We start from the raw sequence: 18,942 nt of genomic DNA on the forward strand, positions 1-18,942 counted from the left end.
ACGCAAATGCATTCGTGGGGCGAGCGTGTAAAGAGTGATCTCGTTCACTTGGATGTCAAGTCATTAGGTCGAGTAGGCGTTTTATTGGGTGGTCGCTCCGGTGAGCGAGAGATTTCCCTAATGTCAGGTAAGGGCGTATTGGAAGCCTTGCTCTCTAAGGGGGTTGATGCGCACCCATTTGATCCGGGATTACGTTGTCCAACTGAGTTAGCCCAAGAAAAATTTGACCGTGTATTTATTTCCTTACATGGACGTTACGGTGAAGATGGCACTATTCAAGGATTGCTCGAACTATTAGGCTTACCTTATACCGGTAGTGGTGTACTAGCTTCTGCACTGGCAATCGACAAAATTGCGACCAAGCTGGTTTGGCTTAGTAGTGGTCTTTCAACTCCTGAATTTGAAGAGCTGAAAGCCGACAGCGACTGGAATGCTGTAGTGAAGCATTTGGGCTTGCCATTAATTGTGAAGCCCGCACATGAAGGCTCTTCACTGGGCTTAACTAAAGTGAAATCCGCTGAAGAATTGCCTGCTGCCTATAAGTTAGCCGCCGGAATGGATAAGAAGGTGATTGCTGAGACTTGTATTGTTGGCGATGAGTTGACTTGCCCGTTGGTTGGGTTTGGAGCAAATGCAGAAGCATTGCCTGTGATCAAAATCATTCCGCCGGAAGCTAACTATGATTTTCATAATAAGTATTTCTCTGATGAGACCAAATACCTATGCCCAACTGGACTTGCGCCAGAAGTAAATAAAGCAGTTCAAGAATTAGCGTTAGCTGCTTATCGTGCGCTTGGATGCAAAACGTGGGGTCGAGCTGATGTGATGCTCGATAAAAAAACTGGTAAACCCTATCTCTTGGAGATGAATACCTCTCCAGGTATGACCTCACATTCTTTGGTTCCTATGGCGGCAAAAGCGGCTGGTATTGAGTATGCCGAACTAGTTCTCTGGGTCATTAGCCAAACCTTAAATGTTAAAGGGATTGCGCAAGCATGAGTCGGATCGGCGCCTTCTTAAATGGTTGTGGTGAAGTATTTACTTCACTGGCCTCTCCGCTTTGGAATTATCCAGGGCGGATGCAAAAGCTGAGCCGTTTTTTGATGCGCTGTTTTGTAGTGATGGTTTTAGTTGGAATGTTGATGTGGTTGAGTCAGCGCCCAGTATTTGCATTGCGCCAAATAGTGATAGAGCCAGTGGCTGGCCAAACGCTCAAACATATTAATAAACCTGTTGTTAAACAGCAGGTTTTAGAGACGGTCCAAGGTAACTTCTTTAGTGTGAGATTAGAGGATGTCAAGCGTGGCTTTGAGTCGATGCCTTGGGTGCGTCATGCAAACGTTCGAAGAGTTTGGCCTAACGGATTAATAGTCAGTATTGAAGAACAAAAGCCCTTTGGTACATGGGGCGGTGCTGATAGTCATACCCTCATGAATACGCATGGCGAGCTTTTTGCTGGGCGCGTCTCTGATGTGGGAGATGGTATTTCTTTGGTTGATTTCTCAGGACCAGAAGATGCCAGCAAAGAAGTAATGCGCTTGTATGAAAGAGCGAACGCTTGGTTTAAGCCTTGGAGTACAGAAGTGAAAAGCTTAACTCTTTCTGATCGTTACGCTTGGCATGTCAAGCTGTCCAATGGCATGAAGGTGGAGTTTGGTCGGGATGAAGAGAATTCGGACAAAACATTAACTGAAGATCGTGTCGCACGTCTTTTTAAGTATTGGCCGCAGGTTCAAGAGAAGTGGGCTAACCGGGTAGATGCAATTGATCTGCGCTATGCAAATGGTTTTGCAGTGCATCTTGCTTCGGTCAGTTTGAAAAAAAATGAAGCAGATGGCAAAAAAGCGAGCAGAAGCAATGAGGAATGAGAATGAGTAAAGACAACCGCGATTTATTGGTCGGATTAGATATTGGAACATCCAAGGTGGTTGCTTTGGTTGCTGAGTTAGCCGCTGACGGCCAATTTAATGTCGTCGGCGTTGGTCAAACTGCATCTAAAGGTTTGAAGAAGGGTGTAGTTGTCAATATTGAAGCTACTGTTCAGTCTATTCAGAAAGCGCTTGAAGAAGCTGAAGTGATGGCCGATCGCCAGATTGTGCAAGTATTTACTGGTATTGCTGGAAACCATATTGTGAGTTTTAACTCCAGCGGTATGGTAGCGATACGCGATAAAGAAGTTAGTGCTGGCGATGTTGAGCGTGTTTTGGAAACTGCAAAAGCAATCAATATTCCAACGGATCAACAAATCCTTCATATCCTTGTTCAAGAATTCATTATTGATGGGCAGGAGGATGTGCGTGAGCCAATTGGTATGAGTGGTTTGCGCCTAGAGGTGAAGGTGCACATTGTTACTGGTGCCGTTAGTGCTGCGCAAAATATTGTGAAGTGTGTGCGTCGCTGTGGATTAGAAGTAAATGATCTCATTTTGCAGCCGCTTGCATCTAGCTTAGCCGTGTTAACGGAAGATGAAAAAGAGCTGGGCGTTGTCTTGGTGGATATTGGTGGCGGCACAACTGACATTGCTATCTATTGCCAAGGCTCCATTCGACATACTGCTGTGATTCCAATTGCGGGCGATCAAATTACTAATGACATTGCAATGGCATTGCGCACCCCGACTATTGATGCGGAAGATCTCAAGATTCAATATGGCATTGCTCGCCAGGATATGGCAGATCCAAGCACCATGATTGATGTCCCAGGCGTTGGTGATCGTGAGTCACGACCAATGTCAAAGCAAGCATTAGCCGCTGTGATCGAACCACGTGTTGAGGAGTTATTCACTTTAGTAAGGGGCGTAGTTCGTGATTCTGGTTATGAAGATATGGTGTCCTCAGGAATCGTGCTGACTGGTGGCACCTCTTTAATGCCGGGCATGGTTGAGCTTGCTGAGCAAGTGTTCTTGCGCCCAGCGCGTATCGGAACTCCTGAATACCGTGGCCACTTACATGAGGTTTTGCGTAGCCCCCGTTTTGCTACCAGCATTGGTTTATTGATGGAAGGCCAGGCGCAGTTGTTGCGTGGTCGTCGAGTATCGCAGTCAGGCGCCTTGCAAAGTGTGGTTACGCGCATGAAGGAATGGTTCGCAGGAAATTTTTAAGTTTTTCGTCGTCGTCAATGTAGTACTTATTACCTAGGAGGGTATATGGAATTTGAAATGTTAGATCAAGAAACAGCCGGTAAAACCATTATTAAAGTGGTTGGAGTTGGTGGGGCAGGTGGTAATGCAGTTCAGCACATGATTCGTCGCGGTGTTAATGGCGTAGAGTTTATTTGCATGAACACCGATGCTGGCGCTTTACAGCGTTCTGAGGCATCTGTGAATTTGCAACTAGGCTCTAGCGGACTCGGTGCTGGTGCAAAACCTGAAATCGGTGCAGCTTCCGCTGAAGAAGCGCGAGCCCGTATAGCAGATACATTGCAAGGTGCACACATGGTCTTCATCACTGCCGGTATGGGTGGTGGCACAGGTACTGGTGCAGCGCCAATCGTTGCTCAGGTTGCCAAAGAGATGGGTATTTTGACTGTCGGTGTGATTAGCAAGCCATTTGATTTTGAGGGCGTTAAGCGTCTTAAGGTTGCGGAGAATGGCGCTACCGAACTTGAAGCATATGTTGATTCATTGATTGTAGTTCTCAATGAAAAACTCTTTGAAGTCATGGGTGAAGATGCGGAGTTTGATAAGGCATTTGCATGTGCTGATGATGTATTGCACAACGCTGTTTCAGGTATTGCAGAAATTATTAACGTGCAAGGTTTGATCAACGTCGACTTTGAAGATGTCAAAACAGTAATGGGCGAACAGGGCAAGGCAATGATGGGAACTGCAACAGTTTCCGGTATGGACCGTGCACGCTTAGCCGCTGAAGCTGCAGTTGCTTCGCCACTACTCGAAGGGGTCGATTTATCTGGTGCGCGTGGTGTATTGGTCAATATTACTGCTAGCCGTTCATTGAAATTGTCTGAAACTCGCGAAGTAATGGCAGCAATTCGTGGTTATGCTGCAGATGATGCTACTGTGATTTTTGGTACTGTGTATGACGAGAGCTTAGGGGATGCATTGCGTGTCACAGTTGTTGCTACTGGCTTGAATAATCCACAAGCACGCCAACATCATCAACCAGAAGTGGTTTGGAGACAAGCTACTGGTACGCATGATGCGATGCCAACAATGGCTGACTTAAACAGCTTTGCTCCAGCAAGTGCTTCAGCAGCAATCAGTAGAGTGAATTTAGATTCAGCTCTGAGTACTAGTGCTGGTTTGGCAATGACAGGTGCAGGGAATGCGCCTTCGATAGCTGCTCAACCTACCTCTAGTGGTGTTGATTACAGTCAATATGATTTGCCACGTGTATTCCGTAGTTCTCGTGAAGCGACACCTGCTCCTGCATTGGGTGCTGATAGCTCTCCGCAGGCAAAAACCATGTTGGATAAAGGGGCTGATTACTACGAAATCCCAGCTTTTTTACGTAAGCAAGCAGACTAAACCACTGCTCAATACAATAGATCTTGCAGAATGCCAGCGCGGCGCCCCTCCGGACGACGAATCCCGCGCTAGCGTTGGCATACTCATGACAACTATTTCATTGGAGACTTTATGATCGCAGTCGGACAAAAATTACCAAACGCTACTCTTTATGAGTTTTTAGATGAAGCTAGCGAGGGTTGCGCTATTGGACCAAACGCATTTGAAGTTGAAAAACTCACTGCCGGCAAAAAGATAGTGATCTTTGCATTACCTGGTGCATTCACGCCAACTTGTTCAGCAAAGCACGTTCCTAGCTATGTTGAGCACTTTGATGCAATCAAAGCAAAAGGCGTTGATGAAATTTGGTGTGTTTCTGTAAACGACCCATTCGTTATGGGTGCTTGGGGCCGAGACCAAAAGGTTGGCAAAAAGATTCGCATGCTGGGTGATGGTAGTGCTGAATTTACTAAGAAACTTGGCCTAGAGCTGGATTTGGTTGCTCGTGGTTTGGGTGTTCGTTCAGATCGCTACGCCATGATTGTTGAGGATGGTGTTGTGACAACCTTGAATCGCGAAGCGCCTGGTAAATTTGAAGTAAGCGATGCCGCTTCTATCTTGAAAAAGCTTTAATAAATCATCCCTGAATTTAGACAAATCATGATGAAGCAACGCACAATCGCCACCCCGATTAAAACCGTGGGGATTGGCTTGCACTCTGGACGCAAGGTGACTTTGTCTATTAAGCCTGCACCGGTAAATTCAGGAATTGTATTTGTACGTGTAGATACCCCAGAGCAATCGCTTATACCGGCCACTGCTCTGGCGGTTTGCGATACTCGCCTGGCCTCAGTAATACAAAAGGATGGCGTGCGTGTCTCCACTGTGGAGCATTTACTTTCAGCTTGTGCAGGCCTAGGACTTGATAATTTATTAATTGAGCTTGATGGCGAAGAAGTGCCCATCATGGATGGCAGCGCAGCATCATTTTTGTTCCTAATGGAATCAGCTGGTATAGCTGAGCAAGAAGCTTCTAGACAGTTTGTGGTGATTAAAAAACCTGTAGAAGTAAAGGAGGGCGACAAGCTTGCACGCCTAGAACCTTTTTTTGGATTTAAGTTGGATTTCACCATTGACTTTAAGCATCCCGCAGTAGATAAAACTGGCCAACGTTTTGTGGTGGATTTTGCTGAGCATGCTTATCGTAGTGAGATTGGCCGTGCCAGAACCTTTGGTTTTGCTCACGAGGTTGAGGCCTTGCGAGAGATGGGTTTAGCGCGTGGTGGAAGCTTGGATAACGCGATTGTGCTCGATGAGCACCGTATTCTCAATAATGAAGAGTTACGTTATGAAGATGAGTTCGTGCGCCATAAAATCTTGGATGCCATTGGCGATCTGTATTTAGTTGGGCACCCGATTGTGGGTTCCTATGTTGCTGAAAAATCAGGACATGCCTTAAATAACGCGCTCTTGCGTAAACTTTTGGAAGATCCTAGCACTTATGAAATCAGCAGTTTCCCGGAAAACAAGGCTCCAGCAGCCTATTCCAAAGAGAGTCAACCCCTCTTTTTCTAGGTTTATTTAGGCTTGCTATGAAGTAGGCGTTCAACTGCCTTATGTAGATCCGAATCAGGCGCTAATTTATTCAACAATGATTCCCAAGAAGCCCTTGCAACAGCATTAAAGCCCCTTGGTTTTTGGCTAGCCTGGAGACCCTCGCGAGGCTTGATTTCCCAGGTGGATGGCGCTGGCTTTAGACGCACCTTAATACTAGTGCAGACTACCCCTTTTTTAGCTAACTCATTGATTAGGCTAGGTAAAACTTGTTGAAGGCGAGTAGCAACACTTGCCCCGTTCACTAACAAAAAGAGTTCATTCTGACCACCTGAACGCCACCCAGCCTCAATTTTGGGCGCTAAATTTTCTAAATCTAGCTCGAATAGAGCAGCTTTTAGAGCAATTTTGAGTTTGGCCAAATCTTCAGTTTTAGCCAGAATTCCGCCCAAGCCCTCAGACTCGCGCAAATACTCCAACCACTCATGGGCGGCTTTCGTACGAATAGGTTTAGGGGCAAAGTTCATATAAAAAGAGGGTGCGGGTGATAAACTCAAGGTCTTAATTTACTTCAATATCCCATGGTAATCGGTCTTCTTAAAACCCTGGTTGGCAGTCGTAACGACCGCCTCTTAAAACAGTATCGCAAAGTAGTTGCCAAAGTTAGTGCTTTCGAGCCTAGCCTGCAAGCTTTGGGTGATGCCGCACTGCAAGCAAAAACTGCTGAGTTCAAATCACGTTTGGCTGCGGGCGAGTCATTAGATGATATTGCTCCAGAAGCTTTTGCAGTAGTTCGTGAGGCAAGCACAAGGGTAATGAAGATGCGCCATTTTGATGCGCAGATGATGGGTGGCCTCGCACTTCATCAAGGCAAGATTGCTGAAATGGGAACTGGTGAAGGCAAGACCTTAACTGCTACGCTTCCCGTCTATTTAAATGCTCTCACAGGCAAGGGTGTTCACGTCATTACAGTAAACGATTACTTAGCTCAGCGCGATGCCGAGTGGATGTCAACGCTCTATAACTTTCTAGGAATGAAGGTTGGCGTGAATCTATCGCAAATGGATCACGCTACTAAGCAAGAGGCTTATGCAGCTGATATTACCTACGGGACCAATAACGAATTTGGTTTTGATTACCTTCGTGACAATATGGTCCAAGACTTGGGTCAGCGTGTTCAGCGTGGTCTAGCCTATGCAATTGTTGACGAAGTAGACTCTATTTTGATTGATGAGGCGCGCACCCCATTGATCATTTCGGGGCAGGCTGAAGATCATACTGATTTATATATCAAGATCAATGCATTACCTGCTCACTTAGAGCGCCAAATCGGTGAAGAGAAAGCAGATGGCACTGGTGTTGAAAAGCCGGGTGACTACTGGGTTGATGAAAAGTCCCATCAAGTTTATTTAACAGAGCGCGGCCATGATAAGGCTGAGACAGTCTTAGTTGAGATTGGCGCCTTGAATGATGGCGACTCCTTATACGCCCCACAAAATATTACCTTGATGCACCACGTTTACGCAGCTTTGCGTGCGCATACTCTTTACAACCGCGACCAGCAATATGTCGTTCAAAATAATGAAGTCATCATTGTTGATGAGTTCACTGGACGCTTAATGCAGGGTCGTCGCTGGTCTGATGGTTTGCATCAAGCTGTAGAGGCAAAAGAAGGCGTGCAGATTCAGAATGAGAATCAGACGCTAGCGACGATCACTTTCCAAAACTACTTCCGTATGTATGGCAAGTTGGCCGGTATGACTGGTACTGCCGATACTGAAGCTTATGAGTTCAAGGAAATCTACAGTCTTGAGACTGTAGTCATCCCTCCAAATCGTATTAGCCAAAGAAAAGATCGCCAAGATCAGATCTATAAGACATCGCGCGAGCGTTATGACGCAGTGATTAAGGATATTGAGGACTGTTACCAGCGTGGTCAGCCTGTCTTGGTGGGTACAACTTCGATTGAGAACTCAGAACTCATTGCAGGCTTGCTAGATCAGCGTCAACTACCCCATCAAGTCTTGAATGCGAAACAGCATGCTCGTGAAGCAGAGATCATTGCTCAAGCCGGTCGGCCTAAGATGATCACCATTGCTACCAATATGGCGGGCCGTGGAACAGATATCGTTTTGGGCGGCAATGTTGGTAAGCAATCATCCTTGATTGAGGCTGATGCCGCTCTTTCAGATGTAGAAAAATCAGCCAAGATTAAGACTTTGCAGGACGAATGGCAAAGCCTGCATGACAAAGTGTTAGTTGCTGGTGGTTTGCACATTATCGGTACGGAGCGCCATGAGAGTCGTCGTATCGATAATCAGCTTCGTGGTCGTGCTGGTCGTCAGGGTGACCCAGGCTCTTCCCGCTTCTATCTCTCTTTAGATGATTCGCTTTTACGTATTTTTGCTGGAGATCGTCTACGTGCAGTCATGGACCGTCTCAAGATGCCAGATGGCGAGCCGATTGAGGCGGGTATGGTGACTCGCTCCATCGAGTCCGCACAGCGCAAGGTTGAAGGTCGCAACTTTGATATTCGTAAGCAATTATTGGAATACGACGACGTTGCTAATGATCAACGTAAAGAAACTTACCGCCTCAGAAATGAAGTATTGGAAAGTAGCGATGTTGGAGATCTGATTGCGAACTTGCGCGAAGATGTATTGCGTGGCATTTGCGCCCTATACATTCCTTTGGAGTCTATGGAAGAGCAGTGGGACTTAGTTGGTCTAGAGAATGCATTGGCCGGCGATTGGGGTTTAACAGTCGATCTAAAAAATTGGGTTGAAAATGCTACTTCTATGGACGATGAGCAAATTGTTAATCGTGTACTAGCAGTTGCAAAAGAAACTTATGATGCAAAAGTAGAGCTTTCTGGACGCACATCTTTCGCTGGGTTTGAGCGCTCGGTTTTGCTATACAGTTTAGATACCCATTGGCGTGAACACTTAGCTGCCTTAGACCATTTACGTCAAGGCATTCATTTGCGTGGCTATGCTCAGAAAGATCCAAAGCAGGAGTACCGTCGCGAAGCATTTGAGCTTTACGGTGAGTTGCTCAATGTTATCAAGAATGACGTTGTGAAAAGCATCATGACGGTGCAGATTCGTAGTGCCAGTGAGTTAGATGAGGCCTCCGAGTCAATTAATGAAGATTTAGCCAAACTCTCAGATGTCCAATATCAGCATGCCGATGCAGATCTTGAGCTGGCAGGGTCGACAGGTGATCGTGGCGCAGCCATCGAAATTGCTCCAGCACCATTACGTGCTGGTCCTAAGGTGGGTCGTAATGATCCTTGCACCTGCGGAAGTGGTAAGAAGTACAAGAACTGCTGCGGCGCATTAAGCTAAATCGATTAGGATGAAAAAGAGCTGCTAGACTCCGCAGCTCGGCAATGCCTCATCTACAATTGTCAGATCATGACAGTTAACTTACCACTCCCCCAAAAAGACCAACTAAAACCTGTTAAAGGTTTTCAGATGGGCATCGCTGAAGCTGGAATCAAAAAAGCTAATCGTAAGGATCTATTGGTGATGACCTTAGTCCCTGGCTCACAAGTTGCTGGTGTTTTTACCTTAAACCGGTTCTGCGCTGCACCAGTTCAGGTTTGCCGAGAGCATTTGGCTTTGGATGGCGCTAACGGCGAGATTCGGGCGCTGGTGGTCAATACGGGTAATGCCAATGCAGGAACGGGTGAGCGGGGCATGAAAGATGCGCTGGGAACTTGTGCCGAGTTAGCAAAAGAGCTTAAGCTCAACCCAGAACAGATTCTGCCTTTTTCAACTGGCGTTATTCTAGAGCCACTGCCAATTGATAAATTGATTTCTGCTTTACCGAAAGCAGTAGCCAATCTAGACGAAGACCATTGGTTTGATGCGGCAGAAGCGATCATGACAACGGATACGCAGCCTAAGGCAACATCGATGATGGCGCAGACTCCAGCTGGTACTGTGACTATTACTGGTATCTGCAAGGGTGCGGGAATGATTCACCCGAATATGGCCACTATGTTGGGATTCATCGCAACTGATGTTGGTTTTGCACCGGGTCTACTTGCCGCCTTGACTCAAGAGGTTGCTGATCAATCATTTAACGCAATTACGATTGATGGCGATACCTCGACCAATGACTCATTCATCATCATGGCAACTAATCAATCGGCTGTACAGATTAAATCAAAGGATGATGTTGCTTATAGTGTAGTTCGGACTGCATTAATTGATCTTGCACGCAAGCTTGCTCAAATGATTGTGAGAGATGGTGAGGGCGCAACAAAATTTATTACGATTCATGTACAAGGTGGCAAGACTGAAGAGGAGTGTCGCTTAGTGGCGGAGGCAATCGCCCACTCACCTTTAGTAAAGACAGCCTTCTTTGCGAGTGATCCTAATTTAGGTCGTATCCTTGCTGCGATTGGCTATGCTGGCATAACTGATCTTGACGTGAACCAAGTGCAAATGTGGCTTGGAGATGTATGGGTTGCCAAGAATGGTGGCCGCAATCCTGATTATCAAGAGCTTGATGGTCAGAGGGTAATGCAGGCTCCAGAAATTACGGTCAAGATTGATCTAGGTCGCGGATCAGCGCAGCAGACAATGTGGACTTGTGATCTATCGCATGACTACGTTTCTATAAATGCTGATTACCGGTCATAGGAACTCGTTATATGAATGAAAAATTAGAGCAACTCTTAAGCCATCTTGAAACATTTTTGCCTAAGGCGCTGACCGAAGAGCAGTGGAAATCTTCAACTGCTTTTAGATGGCGTCGTCGCGATAGTATATTTGGCAGCATTGGATTTTTGCAGTCAGTAAAGCATGTCGCTGATATCTCCTTTGAAGATCTAAAAAATATCGATCGTCAACGTGATGCGATTCGTGACAATACGAAAAATTTTATTCAGAAGAAGCCTGCTAATAATATTTTGTTAACGGGCGCACGTGGTACAGGAAAGTCATCGCTTATTAAAGCTAGCTTACATGAGTTTGCTAGCCAGGGCTTGCGCTTAGTTGAGGTTGAAAAAGAGCATTTAGCAGACTTAGCTGATATCACGGATTTATTAGCCGATCGTCCAGAGCGCTTTATTGTTTTTTGTGATGATCTCTCATTTGAGGATGGCGAATCTGGTTATAAGGCGATGAAGTCTGCCCTGGATGGTTCTGTGTCAGCTCAAGTGGACAATATTTTAATTTATGCCACTTCTAACCGACGCCATCTTTTACCTGAATATATGAAGGACAACGAGGGTTATGTTCATGGCGATGATGGAGAAATTCATCCGGGTGAAGTCGTGGAAGAAAAAATTTCTCTATCAGAGCGTTTTGGCTTATGGCTCTCTTTCTATCCACCAAAACAAGACGAGTATTTAGAAATTGTCGCCCATTGGCTAGGCCATTTTGGTTTAAGTGATGCGCAAATTGAGGGCGCTAGAGCTGAGGCATTGGTTTGGGCCCTAGAGCGCGGTTCGCGTTCTGGTCGTGTAGCTTGGCAGTTTGCTAAGCACTGGGCTGGTTCACATACCGCTTAATCATTGATAATTCATGAGTGACGCTAATCGCCCTGTGACGGAAGTTGCCGCTGGAATTCTGTTGGATGCGGAAGGACGCTATCTTTTAGGTCAGCGCCCTGAGGGCAAGCCATATGCGGGTTACTGGGAAGTGCCAGGTGGAAAAATTGAAGCCGGTGAATCCGTTTTTACAGCCCTGAAACGTGAATTACAAGAAGAGCTTGGGATTGATATTGAGTCTAGCGAAGAGTTGCTTATCTTAGAGCATGACTATCCACATGCTTATGTACGTTTGCATGTCAACATCATTCGAAACTGGTCTGGTATACCCACAGGTTGTGAGGGTCAGGCGCTCTCTTGGCAGTTGCTTGGGGATGCGCATCCGACGGTAGAGCCTTTATTACCGGCTGCATGGCCCATGCTAGAAAAGCTCAAACAGCTCAAGATTTAGAGCTGGCAGAGGGTGATCCTAAAAGGTACATTCTCATTCATCGTCTGCGGCTTTTTATCTTGATCAATTTTCAGAAAACGAATTGAGAGCAGATATTTATTGGCGCTGATTTCTGAATAGAGAGAGTCATCTTCAACAGCAATGCGCATTAATTGATACACCTTGCCTGACGGCGCCTGTTGATAGGCGCCTTGATGTGCCACAACATCTTTCGCCTCGCCAGATTGGCGAAGTAGTCTTAAGAAAATTTGACAAGCTTCATGCCATGGCAAAAGTGGTGCAACATATTTTTCTAACAACTCTCTACGTTGAGTCGAAGAAGTATTTTTCCAAGCATGATAGCTAGGTAAATCAATCGGACTTGTTCCGCCTGGAATATTTAACCTAGTCCGAATAGCATTAAGCCACTCACTCTCGGTAATTGCAGCATTAGGCTTACCCACAGACTGATTAATATTTTGCGCAGCTTTGTCAATTTCAGACAGCGTTTGTGTGAGCGCTTCTTGATCTACCTTTTGGGAGGACTTCAAGCCATTTAAGGCATATCTTTGGCGCTCAAATTCTTTAAGCAATAGGGACTTAATATCGCCTCTAGAACCAATATCTCCCAGGTCAAACAACATTGCAATCGCATTGTGGTGCAGCTCGGGGTCATCTGATCGGAGAAAGTGATTAAAACGGGCGAACAAATACTCAAGTCGAAGCATGCTTCGAACTAATTCATTGAAAGGGTATTCGTAGACAATCACAAGCCTATATTCTATGACGAACTTAAAGGTTCTTCTAAAATTTTGAGCAATTGTTGGTGCAGTTTTAAAACCGCTGGCTTGAGCTCATCTAAGCTACCGTGATTTTCAATAACAGCATTGGCTGTTGTGAGACGAGTATTTCGGCTAGTTTGTGCTTTGAGAATATTTTCTACTTCTGAGCGTGCCATATTGTTGCGGTGCATCACCCGTTGAATTTGGCTCTCTTCTGTGCAATCCACCACTACAAGATAGTCAATGAGCTTGATCCAAAATCCAGACTCAATTAGTAGGGGAACTACAAAAACAAGGTAGGGCACTCCGGACTTGGCTAGCTCCAGGGCTTGCTTAGCAGTTTCTGCCTGAATCAATGGGTGGGTGATTTGCTCTAAAACCTGACGGGCACTAGGATCTTCGAAGACTACAGCCCGCATTTTGGGTCGATTAAGAGCGCCTTGGGGATCAATAAAGTCAGCCCCGAAGGCCTTGGTAATTAATGGAATAGCTTTTCCGCCAGGGGCGGTGATTTGATGTGAAATCTTGTCTGTATCAATAATGCCGGCGCCGTACCCACCTAGCAAGTCACTAACTACAGTTTTTCCAGACCCAATGCCACCAGTTAAGCCAACGAGAGGAATTTTCCCTTTTAAGGCTTTTAAATCAGCTTGGGCAGAATCAAAGTTTGAATGAGTTGAGGCCATAACAACTCAATGATGCCAGCAATAGCTAAAAAGGGGCCAAAAGGAAATGCTTCCTGTAAATGATGTCTACGTAATTTAAGCCAAATGATGCCACCCAGCATCCCTGTAAGGGAGGCCATCAGTAGGATGCTAGGCAGGGTACTCCAGCCTAAGCAAGCACCCAGCGCCGCTAGGAGCTTGGCATCGCCCATGCCAATACCATCTCGGTTTTTCAGGAGGCGATAGCCAGTATTTAATGCCCACAACAAACCATACCCTAGAAATGCGCCAACTAATGCCGAGCTTGGACTGGTAAAGCGCAAGTCTGAGAATGCGTTAAAGGCAATGCCCAGAATAATCAAGGGGAAGGTGATTGCATTCGGTAGACGGAAAGTGCGCCAATCGATATAAGCTAAATACAGTAAAACCAGTATCAGCAGAGATTGAATTATCCAGATGCTTACTTTGGGATCCACTAAACGATTTGTCCTAAATTAAAGATGGGTAGATATAAGATTATGACTAAGCCTCCAATGATGGCGCCAACAAACAGAATCAATGCAGGCTCCAAGCTTTGACTGAGTGCATTGAGTCGGCCACTCAGTTGGGAGCCTAGAGTTGTGGCGCGCTTATTTAACATTTCAGCCAATGCGCCACTTTCAGCGCCAATGTGAAGTAGTAGTAGCGTCTCTACATCAAGAATTCTTGACTTGGGATCGGCTCGCTTGAGCGATTCCCCCAAGGGCCAGCCACGAGTGAGGTGTTTAAATACCTCGGCACTGAAGTCATGGCTGACCCAGTGATTGGAGGACTGTGCGGTAACTCTGAGCGCATCTGGGAGTGGTAAGCCAGTTTCTAAAAGATGTCCTAAAGTTCGACACCAATGGCTTAGTGTCGCTAGCCTAAACAAGCCGCCAAAAAATGGAATGCGCAACAAGAGGGCATCACAATATTTTTGGAGTGAGCTTGATTTGAGCCAGACGTATACAAAGCCTGTGGCGATTAAGAAAATAGTTAGCAATATTTCTCTAAAGTAATTTTGAATACCTGTGGAAATGAAGATGAGGATTCTGGTTGGCGCTGGTAACTCAGCCTGAAAATGCCCAAAGACCTCTTTAAATACAGGTACAACCCAAATCATCATCACCAGGACAAGTAGAAAAGATGTTAGTAAAGTAATGATGGGATACGTTAGTGACTGCTGTACTTTTCTTCGCAACTCAATCTGAGCTTCCAGTTGTTGTGAAATTGTTCGTAGCGCTAGGCCCAGATCACCTGTTCTCTCGCTCACTCTGATGAGGTTAGAAAACTCTGGGGAAAATTTTCCATCTGGTGCACTCAGGCAAAAAGAAAAACTATTCCCCTTTTGAAGAAGGGTACGAACATCTTCTAGCCAAGCCTGCCAGGATTTTGGTGCAGACTGAATTAATAGCTCGATAGCATTGAGCAAGGGAAGTCCAGCCTGAAGAAGGGCGAGCATCTGCTCTGCAAAATGGAGTTGCTCAGACTTGCTGAGTTTTCTCTTGAAAAGCATTTCGACTAATGCCAAGTACCAAGCTCAGCATCTAGCGATAGCTGATCAATTAAGCCGGACTTTAGTAATTGCATTCCTGCTGAGTGAATATCTAGAGCTTTAGCTGACTCAAACAACTGTTTTTCTCCCAAGACCTCATGTATGCCAATGCGACCAAAGTAGCCAGATCCCTTACAAAGCTTACAAGGCACCTCATTTAGAATGAGATTGCAATGATTGCAGCGTTTACGAATTAATCTTTGAGAGCTGACGCAAAGAAGGCAAGATTCAATAGATTCTTGATCTATACCGAGGCTTTTAAGTCGGCTTAATGCACCAATGGCATTGCGTGTATGAAGGGTACTTAAAACCAAATGCCCTGTTTGTGCCGCTTGAATAGCAAGCTGTGCGCTGGCTGCATCCCGTATTTCACCAATCATGATGACATCCGGATCTTGGCGCAAGAGTGCGCGAATAATAGTTGGAAAATCAAGCCCTGCTTTTGGGTGATAGGCCACTTGATTTATTCCGGGTAGCCTGATTTCAATAGGATCTTCAACCGAGCAAATATTGCGTTGCACGTGATTCAATGAGCTCAAACAGCTGTACAAGGTTCGTGTCTTGCCGCTTCCAGTAGGTCCTGTTACCAGAATCAATCCATTAGTTTGGCTAATCGCCTCTTGGACTATTTCTAGCTGCTCCGGGAGTAAGCCAATTTGATCTAAGGCTAAATCTTCTAAGCAGCTAGGCAAAATACGTACTACTGCCTTTTCACCATGCAAGGTGGGAAGAATGGATACTCGGCAATCAATATTGGGTTTGCTAAAGTTATAGCCAATCACAAGACGCCCATCTTGAGGTAGACGTTTTTCTGCAATATCAAGACGCGCCAATATTTTGATGCGCGTAATTAGACGTTCATGAAAATCAATAGGGTATTGGTTTTGTAGGGTGAGAAGGCCATCTATTCTCATGCGTACTACAGTTTCTTGAGATCTCGCCTCAATATGAATATCCGTAGCACGATTATTTAATGCATTAACAGCGATGTCATGCCAGGTTCGAATGATGTGGGAGTCATGCAGTAGGTCACTCAATCTTGGTTCGGCTGAGCAAGGGGTTGGTATAGCTTCACTGTTTTCACGCCATGCTCATCAAACTGTACGATTTCCATCACCACGCCAGCAATTCGAATGCTGACATCGTAATCAGGAATGGCTTCGAGCTTTTCTAGGATAAGCCCATTTAAGGTGCGCGGCCCATCGAGCGGGAGATCCAATTTCAGAAGACGATTTAAGTCTCGTAATGAGGCAGTGCCGCTAGCAAGGTAAGTGCCATCGGTAAGCCAATGAGGATCATGAGAAAGATTAGAAAAAGAGGTGGTGAACTCACCAATAAGTTCTTCAACAATATCTTCAAAAGTGACTAGACCTAGGACTTCGCCATATTCATTTACTACTAAGCTTAAGCGTTGTTGGTTATCTTGAAAAAATTGCATCTGCTGTAGAACGGGCGTACCACTAGGAATGAAATAGGGCTCATTGAGTAGGGATCTGAAGTCTTCATGATGAAGTTCTGCATTACCTAGTAATGAGAGTGCTTTTTTCACAGATAGAATTCCAACGATGCGCTCAGAGTCGCCATCGCATACTGGAAGTTTGTTGTGATAGCAGGTTTCTAATTGCTCGATCACCTCCTCAATAGGGCGAGAAAGATCAAGTACTTCGATTTTGGAGCGCGGCGTCATCACATCATCAACCAAAATATTTTCAAGATTGAAAAGATTTAACAAAATATTGCGATGATGTGCAGAAACAAATCGATTGGATTCTAGAACTAAGCTACGTAATTCTTCTTTACTCATGACCCCGTTATCAGTCGATGCTTGTAATCCTGAAACCTTCATCAATCCCGATACAAAGCTATTAATGAACCAGAGTAGTGGCTTGAGTGCAAAAGTGAGGGGCAGAATGAACCAGCCAACATTACTTGCAATTTTTTCTGGAAAAGCAGCACCGATTACTTTCGGAGTGATTTCGCTAAAAATAATGATGAGTAGTGCAACAGCCAATGTAGCAATAGATAACACTAGGCCGCTATCACCAAAAATATGTAAAGCAATACCAGTGACTAAAATTGGTAGGATGGTATTGATGAGGTTATTGGATATCAGTAATACTGAAAGCAGTGAATCCATCCGCTTTAATAGTCGTTCGGCAAGCGCAGCTCCAGCATTACCACCCTGAGCCATAGCCCGCAGACGATGACGATTGGACGAAAGCATGCTGGTTTCGGCCATAGAAAAGAAACCAGATAGTGCGAGTAAGAATAGGACTAATGCGACTTGGCCAATAAAAGGCCAATCATCAAAAAAAGTGTCCATCAGTTATGCCTGCAAAGAATAAGGAACAACCAATATAGCAAAGTGCTATTTCACTAGCTATAGCTATATCGGAATCCCGTATGAATTTATCCCTCAATCTGTGTCAGAATCTTCTGCATGTCTACCCTTGGATCAGTCGAGTATTGCGTTATATCCGCCCCTTTTGGGCGTTTAGGCGTGCAAACAGAGTTAGTGGATGGGAGTTTGATGATCTCAAAAATCGATTACCTCCCTCCAGAAGCTGCCTTGATTCCGCCGGGAAATGCGTTGGCGAGAGCTTTCTCAAAGCAGTGCGCTCAGTACTTCAATAATGCTTTATCCATATTTGATGTTCCGCTCAAGCCTGCCGGAACTGCTCATCAGCAAAAAGTTTGGAATGCCACTCTAGGTATTGGGGTGGGAAAGACAATCACCTATGGTGAGATTGCAAAACAGATTAAAAGTGGGCCTCGTGCAGTTGGGACTGCTTGCGGCGCCAATCCTTACCCTTTAGTTACCCCATGCCATAGAGTAGTTTCTGCACAAGGTCTTGGGGGTTTTATGAAAGAAGATAGCCCAGGTTTTTATCGCCAGATCAAAATTTGGCTCTTAAAGCATGAGGGCGCGCTCTAACAACTCTTTGCCGAGAGTTTTCTGAGTTGCTGAGATGCTGCGTAAAAGAATGATTTCATCAGGAGTGCATTCCCGGCTGCAATCTTTGTGAAGGCATAGAAAATCCAAACGGAATTTCTAGAAAGTTTTACCTCAGACTGATTGCTAAATTCTTTTCCACGAGCAATTTTTTCTAGCGTCATGACCGCAAGCCCAAAGGCTAGGAAGCAGAAGCGTCTCATGCCAATTTCATTCTCTGGAAGCAAAATAATGTAGCTCATGGAGTTTTGAAGTTTTTCGTAGGCAAGCTTTAGGAGCTCTAATTGGCTCATCTGCGCTGGTTTCCAAGAGACGCCACGTGCATGATCTGCTGGTGAGTCTTTCAGAATATTGGTCATTTGCAAGGCTTGACCAAAAGCGATGGCTAACTGCTCATGACCTTGAATGCGTTTTGCAAACTCCGGGGAATAATGACTAAAGATGTCTGTCAGCAACTCTCCCACTACGCCAGCTACTACATAGCAATACTCTTCAAATTCTGCGAGGTCTTTTAGTCCTGCTTGCGTTTGTCGATTATGAAAATGGGACATACCATCAGACATAATCGAAACACAACGGTTAATGGCCGCCTGATCCTTATCTGGGAAAGTATGCAGAATGCGCAGAACAGTAGGGGTGTGCCTAATTAAATCTAGCTCATCAACATTGGAGTAGCCCTTTAGAGCATCCAGACAAGGACCTACAAATGACGCTACTGGAATAGTCCCTAGCGTTGCCTCCAAAAATAGCTTAGATAAGCGCTGCTTTTCTGCTGGAACGAGATCGGTGGCATCTTCGATCGTGTCGACAATGCGGCACAGTAAGTAGGTGTTACCAACTACTGCTTCAATCGCTGGCGGCAAGAGAGGAATTGTGAGCGCAAAAGTGCGTGATACAGAACCCAAAATCGCTTTTTGATAGGCTAAATCGCTATCGGGGTTCTCTTTAGGGTGCATGGCGGAATTCACCCCTGAATTATGTCAGACCAGCATGCCCAAATTTAGCCCCAGTTGGTTA

19 protein-coding genes are annotated in these 18,942 nt (G+C 45.4%); 11 read left to right on the top strand and 8 right to left on the bottom strand.

Going from position 1 to position 18,942, the window contains the following annotated elements:
- Positions 1-6: 6 nt before the first annotated feature.
- The 6 genes from ICV89_RS00875 to lpxC all read left to right on the top strand — a co-directional run bounded on the left by ICV89_RS00875 (position 7) and on the right by lpxC (position 6,040).
- Complete coding sequence (locus tag ICV89_RS00875) at positions 7-999, top strand: D-alanine--D-alanine ligase (protein WP_251370928.1); 993 nt, start codon at positions 7-9, stop codon at positions 997-999.
- A complete protein-coding gene (locus tag ICV89_RS00880; RefSeq protein ID WP_251370863.1) occupies positions 996-1,868 on the top strand; it encodes a cell division protein FtsQ/DivIB in 873 nt (290 codons plus the stop codon). Before ICV89_RS00875 ends, ICV89_RS00880 begins: the two co-directional genes overlap by 4 nt.
- 2 nt (positions 1,869-1,870) lie before the next feature.
- Positions 1,871-3,100 (top strand): cell division protein FtsA, encoded by a 1,230-nt coding sequence (gene ftsA / locus ICV89_RS00885; RefSeq protein ID WP_215308851.1) that lies wholly within the window; start codon positions 1,871-1,873, stop codon positions 3,098-3,100.
- 45 nt (positions 3,101-3,145) lie between these two features.
- Positions 3,146-4,486 carry a cell division protein FtsZ gene (ftsZ, locus tag ICV89_RS00890; RefSeq protein ID WP_215308852.1) on the top strand — a complete coding sequence of 447 codons (1,341 nt, stop codon included), beginning with the start codon at positions 3,146-3,148 and terminating at the stop codon, positions 4,484-4,486.
- Between the two features lie 111 nt (positions 4,487-4,597).
- Positions 4,598-5,098: a peroxiredoxin gene (locus ICV89_RS00895; protein ID WP_215308853.1), complete on the top strand. Its 501-nt coding sequence runs from the start codon at positions 4,598-4,600 to the stop codon at positions 5,096-5,098.
- A 27-nt stretch (positions 5,099-5,125) separates the two neighbouring features.
- On the top strand, positions 5,126-6,040 hold the full coding sequence (gene lpxC, locus ICV89_RS00900; protein WP_215308854.1) for a UDP-3-O-acyl-N-acetylglucosamine deacetylase: 915 nt from the start codon (positions 5,126-5,128) through the stop codon (positions 6,038-6,040).
- 2 nt (positions 6,041-6,042) lie between these two features.
- On the opposite strand, the gene ICV89_RS00905 is transcribed toward lpxC, so the two are convergent.
- On the bottom strand, positions 6,043-6,576 hold the full coding sequence (locus ICV89_RS00905; protein WP_251370864.1) for a hypothetical protein: 534 nt from the start codon (positions 6,574-6,576) through the stop codon (positions 6,043-6,045).
- Positions 6,577-6,600: 24 nt separating this feature from the next.
- On the opposite strand from ICV89_RS00905, the gene secA reads away from it, so the two are divergent.
- The 4 genes from secA (at position 6,601) to ICV89_RS00925 (ending at position 11,973) form a co-directional block, all read left to right on the top strand.
- Positions 6,601-9,366: a preprotein translocase subunit SecA gene (secA, locus tag ICV89_RS00910; RefSeq protein ID WP_215308855.1), complete on the top strand. Its 2,766-nt coding sequence runs from the start codon at positions 6,601-6,603 to the stop codon at positions 9,364-9,366.
- 69 nt (positions 9,367-9,435) lie between these two features.
- Complete coding sequence (gene argJ, locus ICV89_RS00915; protein ID WP_215308856.1) at positions 9,436-10,671, top strand: bifunctional glutamate N-acetyltransferase/amino-acid acetyltransferase ArgJ; 1,236 nt, start codon at positions 9,436-9,438, stop codon at positions 10,669-10,671.
- Positions 10,672-10,682: 11 nt separating this feature from the next.
- The gene (locus ICV89_RS00920) at positions 10,683-11,543 is read left to right on the top strand and encodes an ATP-binding protein (RefSeq protein ID WP_215308857.1); all 861 of its coding nucleotides are present in this window, start codon (positions 10,683-10,685) and stop codon (positions 11,541-11,543) included.
- Between the two features lie 13 nt (positions 11,544-11,556).
- Positions 11,557-11,973: an NUDIX domain-containing protein gene (locus ICV89_RS00925; RefSeq protein ID WP_215308858.1), complete on the top strand. Its 417-nt coding sequence runs from the start codon at positions 11,557-11,559 to the stop codon at positions 11,971-11,973.
- Here the strand turns inward: ICV89_RS00925 and zapD are convergent.
- From zapD to ICV89_RS00955, 6 genes are read right to left on the bottom strand one after another with little or no spacing between them, the layout of a single operon-like run.
- Positions 11,970-12,722, bottom strand: coding sequence for a cell division protein ZapD (zapD, locus tag ICV89_RS00930; protein WP_215308859.1), 753 nt, complete (start codon positions 12,720-12,722; stop codon positions 11,970-11,972). The two genes, ICV89_RS00925 and zapD, sit on opposite strands and share 4 nt — an antisense overlap.
- Positions 12,723-12,733: 11 nt before the next feature.
- Entirely contained in the window at positions 12,734-13,420 is a 687-nt protein-coding gene (gene coaE, locus ICV89_RS00935; protein WP_371817855.1) for a dephospho-CoA kinase, read from the bottom strand.
- On the bottom strand, positions 13,375-13,875 hold the full coding sequence (locus tag ICV89_RS00940) for an A24 family peptidase (RefSeq protein ID WP_215308861.1): 501 nt from the start codon (positions 13,873-13,875) through the stop codon (positions 13,375-13,377). The genes coaE and ICV89_RS00940 overlap by 46 nt, the downstream gene beginning before the upstream one ends.
- Positions 13,875-14,948: a type II secretion system F family protein gene (locus ICV89_RS00945; protein WP_251370865.1), complete on the bottom strand. Its 1,074-nt coding sequence runs from the start codon at positions 14,946-14,948 to the stop codon at positions 13,875-13,877. Before ICV89_RS00945 ends, ICV89_RS00940 begins: the two co-directional genes overlap by 1 nt.
- Complete coding sequence (locus ICV89_RS00950; RefSeq protein ID WP_215308863.1) at positions 14,939-16,009, bottom strand: GspE/PulE family protein; 1,071 nt, start codon at positions 16,007-16,009, stop codon at positions 14,939-14,941. The genes ICV89_RS00945 and ICV89_RS00950 overlap by 10 nt, the downstream gene beginning before the upstream one ends.
- Complete coding sequence (locus ICV89_RS00955) at positions 16,006-17,295, bottom strand: HlyC/CorC family transporter (RefSeq protein WP_215308870.1); 1,290 nt, start codon at positions 17,293-17,295, stop codon at positions 16,006-16,008. The genes ICV89_RS00950 and ICV89_RS00955 overlap by 4 nt, the downstream gene beginning before the upstream one ends.
- 117 nt (positions 17,296-17,412) lie before the next feature.
- Between ICV89_RS00955 and ICV89_RS00960 the strand changes: the two genes are divergently transcribed.
- Complete coding sequence (locus ICV89_RS00960; RefSeq protein WP_215308872.1) at positions 17,413-17,907, top strand: methylated-DNA--[protein]-cysteine S-methyltransferase; 495 nt, start codon at positions 17,413-17,415, stop codon at positions 17,905-17,907.
- On the opposite strand, the gene ICV89_RS00965 is transcribed toward ICV89_RS00960, so the two are convergent.
- Positions 17,904-18,881: a squalene/phytoene synthase family protein gene (locus ICV89_RS00965; RefSeq protein ID WP_215308874.1), complete on the bottom strand. Its 978-nt coding sequence runs from the start codon at positions 18,879-18,881 to the stop codon at positions 17,904-17,906. The two genes, ICV89_RS00960 and ICV89_RS00965, sit on opposite strands and share 4 nt — an antisense overlap.
- Between the last annotated feature and the right edge of the window lie 61 nt (positions 18,882-18,942).

The sequence above is a fragment of the Polynucleobacter sp. Adler-ghost genome, assembly GCF_018688495.1.
Lineage (GTDB): Bacteria > Pseudomonadota > Gammaproteobacteria > Burkholderiales > Burkholderiaceae > Polynucleobacter.

Bases quoted from the DNA above. Each gene is read 5' to 3' on its own strand.
- ICV89_RS00880 (WP_251370863.1), top strand. From the start codon at position 996: ATGAGTCGGATCGGCGCCTTCTTAAATGGTTGTGGTGAAGTATTTACT.
- ftsZ (WP_215308852.1), top strand. From the start codon at position 3,146: ATGGAATTTGAAATGTTAGATCAAGAAACAGCCGGTAAAACCATTATT.
- lpxC (WP_215308854.1), top strand. From the start codon at position 5,126: ATGATGAAGCAACGCACAATCGCCACCCCGATTAAAACCGTGGGGATT.
- secA (WP_215308855.1), top strand. From the start codon at position 6,601: ATGGTAATCGGTCTTCTTAAAACCCTGGTTGGCAGTCGTAACGACCGC.
- ftsA (WP_215308851.1), top strand. From the start codon at position 1,871: ATGAGTAAAGACAACCGCGATTTATTGGTCGGATTAGATATTGGAACA.
- ICV89_RS00925 (WP_215308858.1), top strand. From the start codon at position 11,557: ATGAGTGACGCTAATCGCCCTGTGACGGAAGTTGCCGCTGGAATTCTG.
- ICV89_RS00875 (WP_251370928.1), top strand. From the start codon at position 7: ATGCATTCGTGGGGCGAGCGTGTAAAGAGTGATCTCGTTCACTTGGAT.
- ICV89_RS00965 (WP_215308874.1), bottom strand. From the start codon at position 18,881: ATGCACCCTAAAGAGAACCCCGATAGCGATTTAGCCTATCAAAAAGCG.
- ICV89_RS00920 (WP_215308857.1), top strand. From the start codon at position 10,683: ATGAATGAAAAATTAGAGCAACTCTTAAGCCATCTTGAAACATTTTTG.
- ICV89_RS00960 (WP_215308872.1), top strand. From the start codon at position 17,413: ATGTCTACCCTTGGATCAGTCGAGTATTGCGTTATATCCGCCCCTTTT.
- coaE (WP_371817855.1), bottom strand. From the start codon at position 13,420: ATGGCCTCAACTCATTCAAACTTTGATTCTGCCCAAGCTGATTTAAAA.
- ICV89_RS00955 (WP_215308870.1), bottom strand. From the start codon at position 17,295: ATGGACACTTTTTTTGATGATTGGCCTTTTATTGGCCAAGTCGCATTA.
- ICV89_RS00895 (WP_215308853.1), top strand. From the start codon at position 4,598: ATGATCGCAGTCGGACAAAAATTACCAAACGCTACTCTTTATGAGTTT.
- argJ (WP_215308856.1), top strand. From the start codon at position 9,436: ATGACAGTTAACTTACCACTCCCCCAAAAAGACCAACTAAAACCTGTT.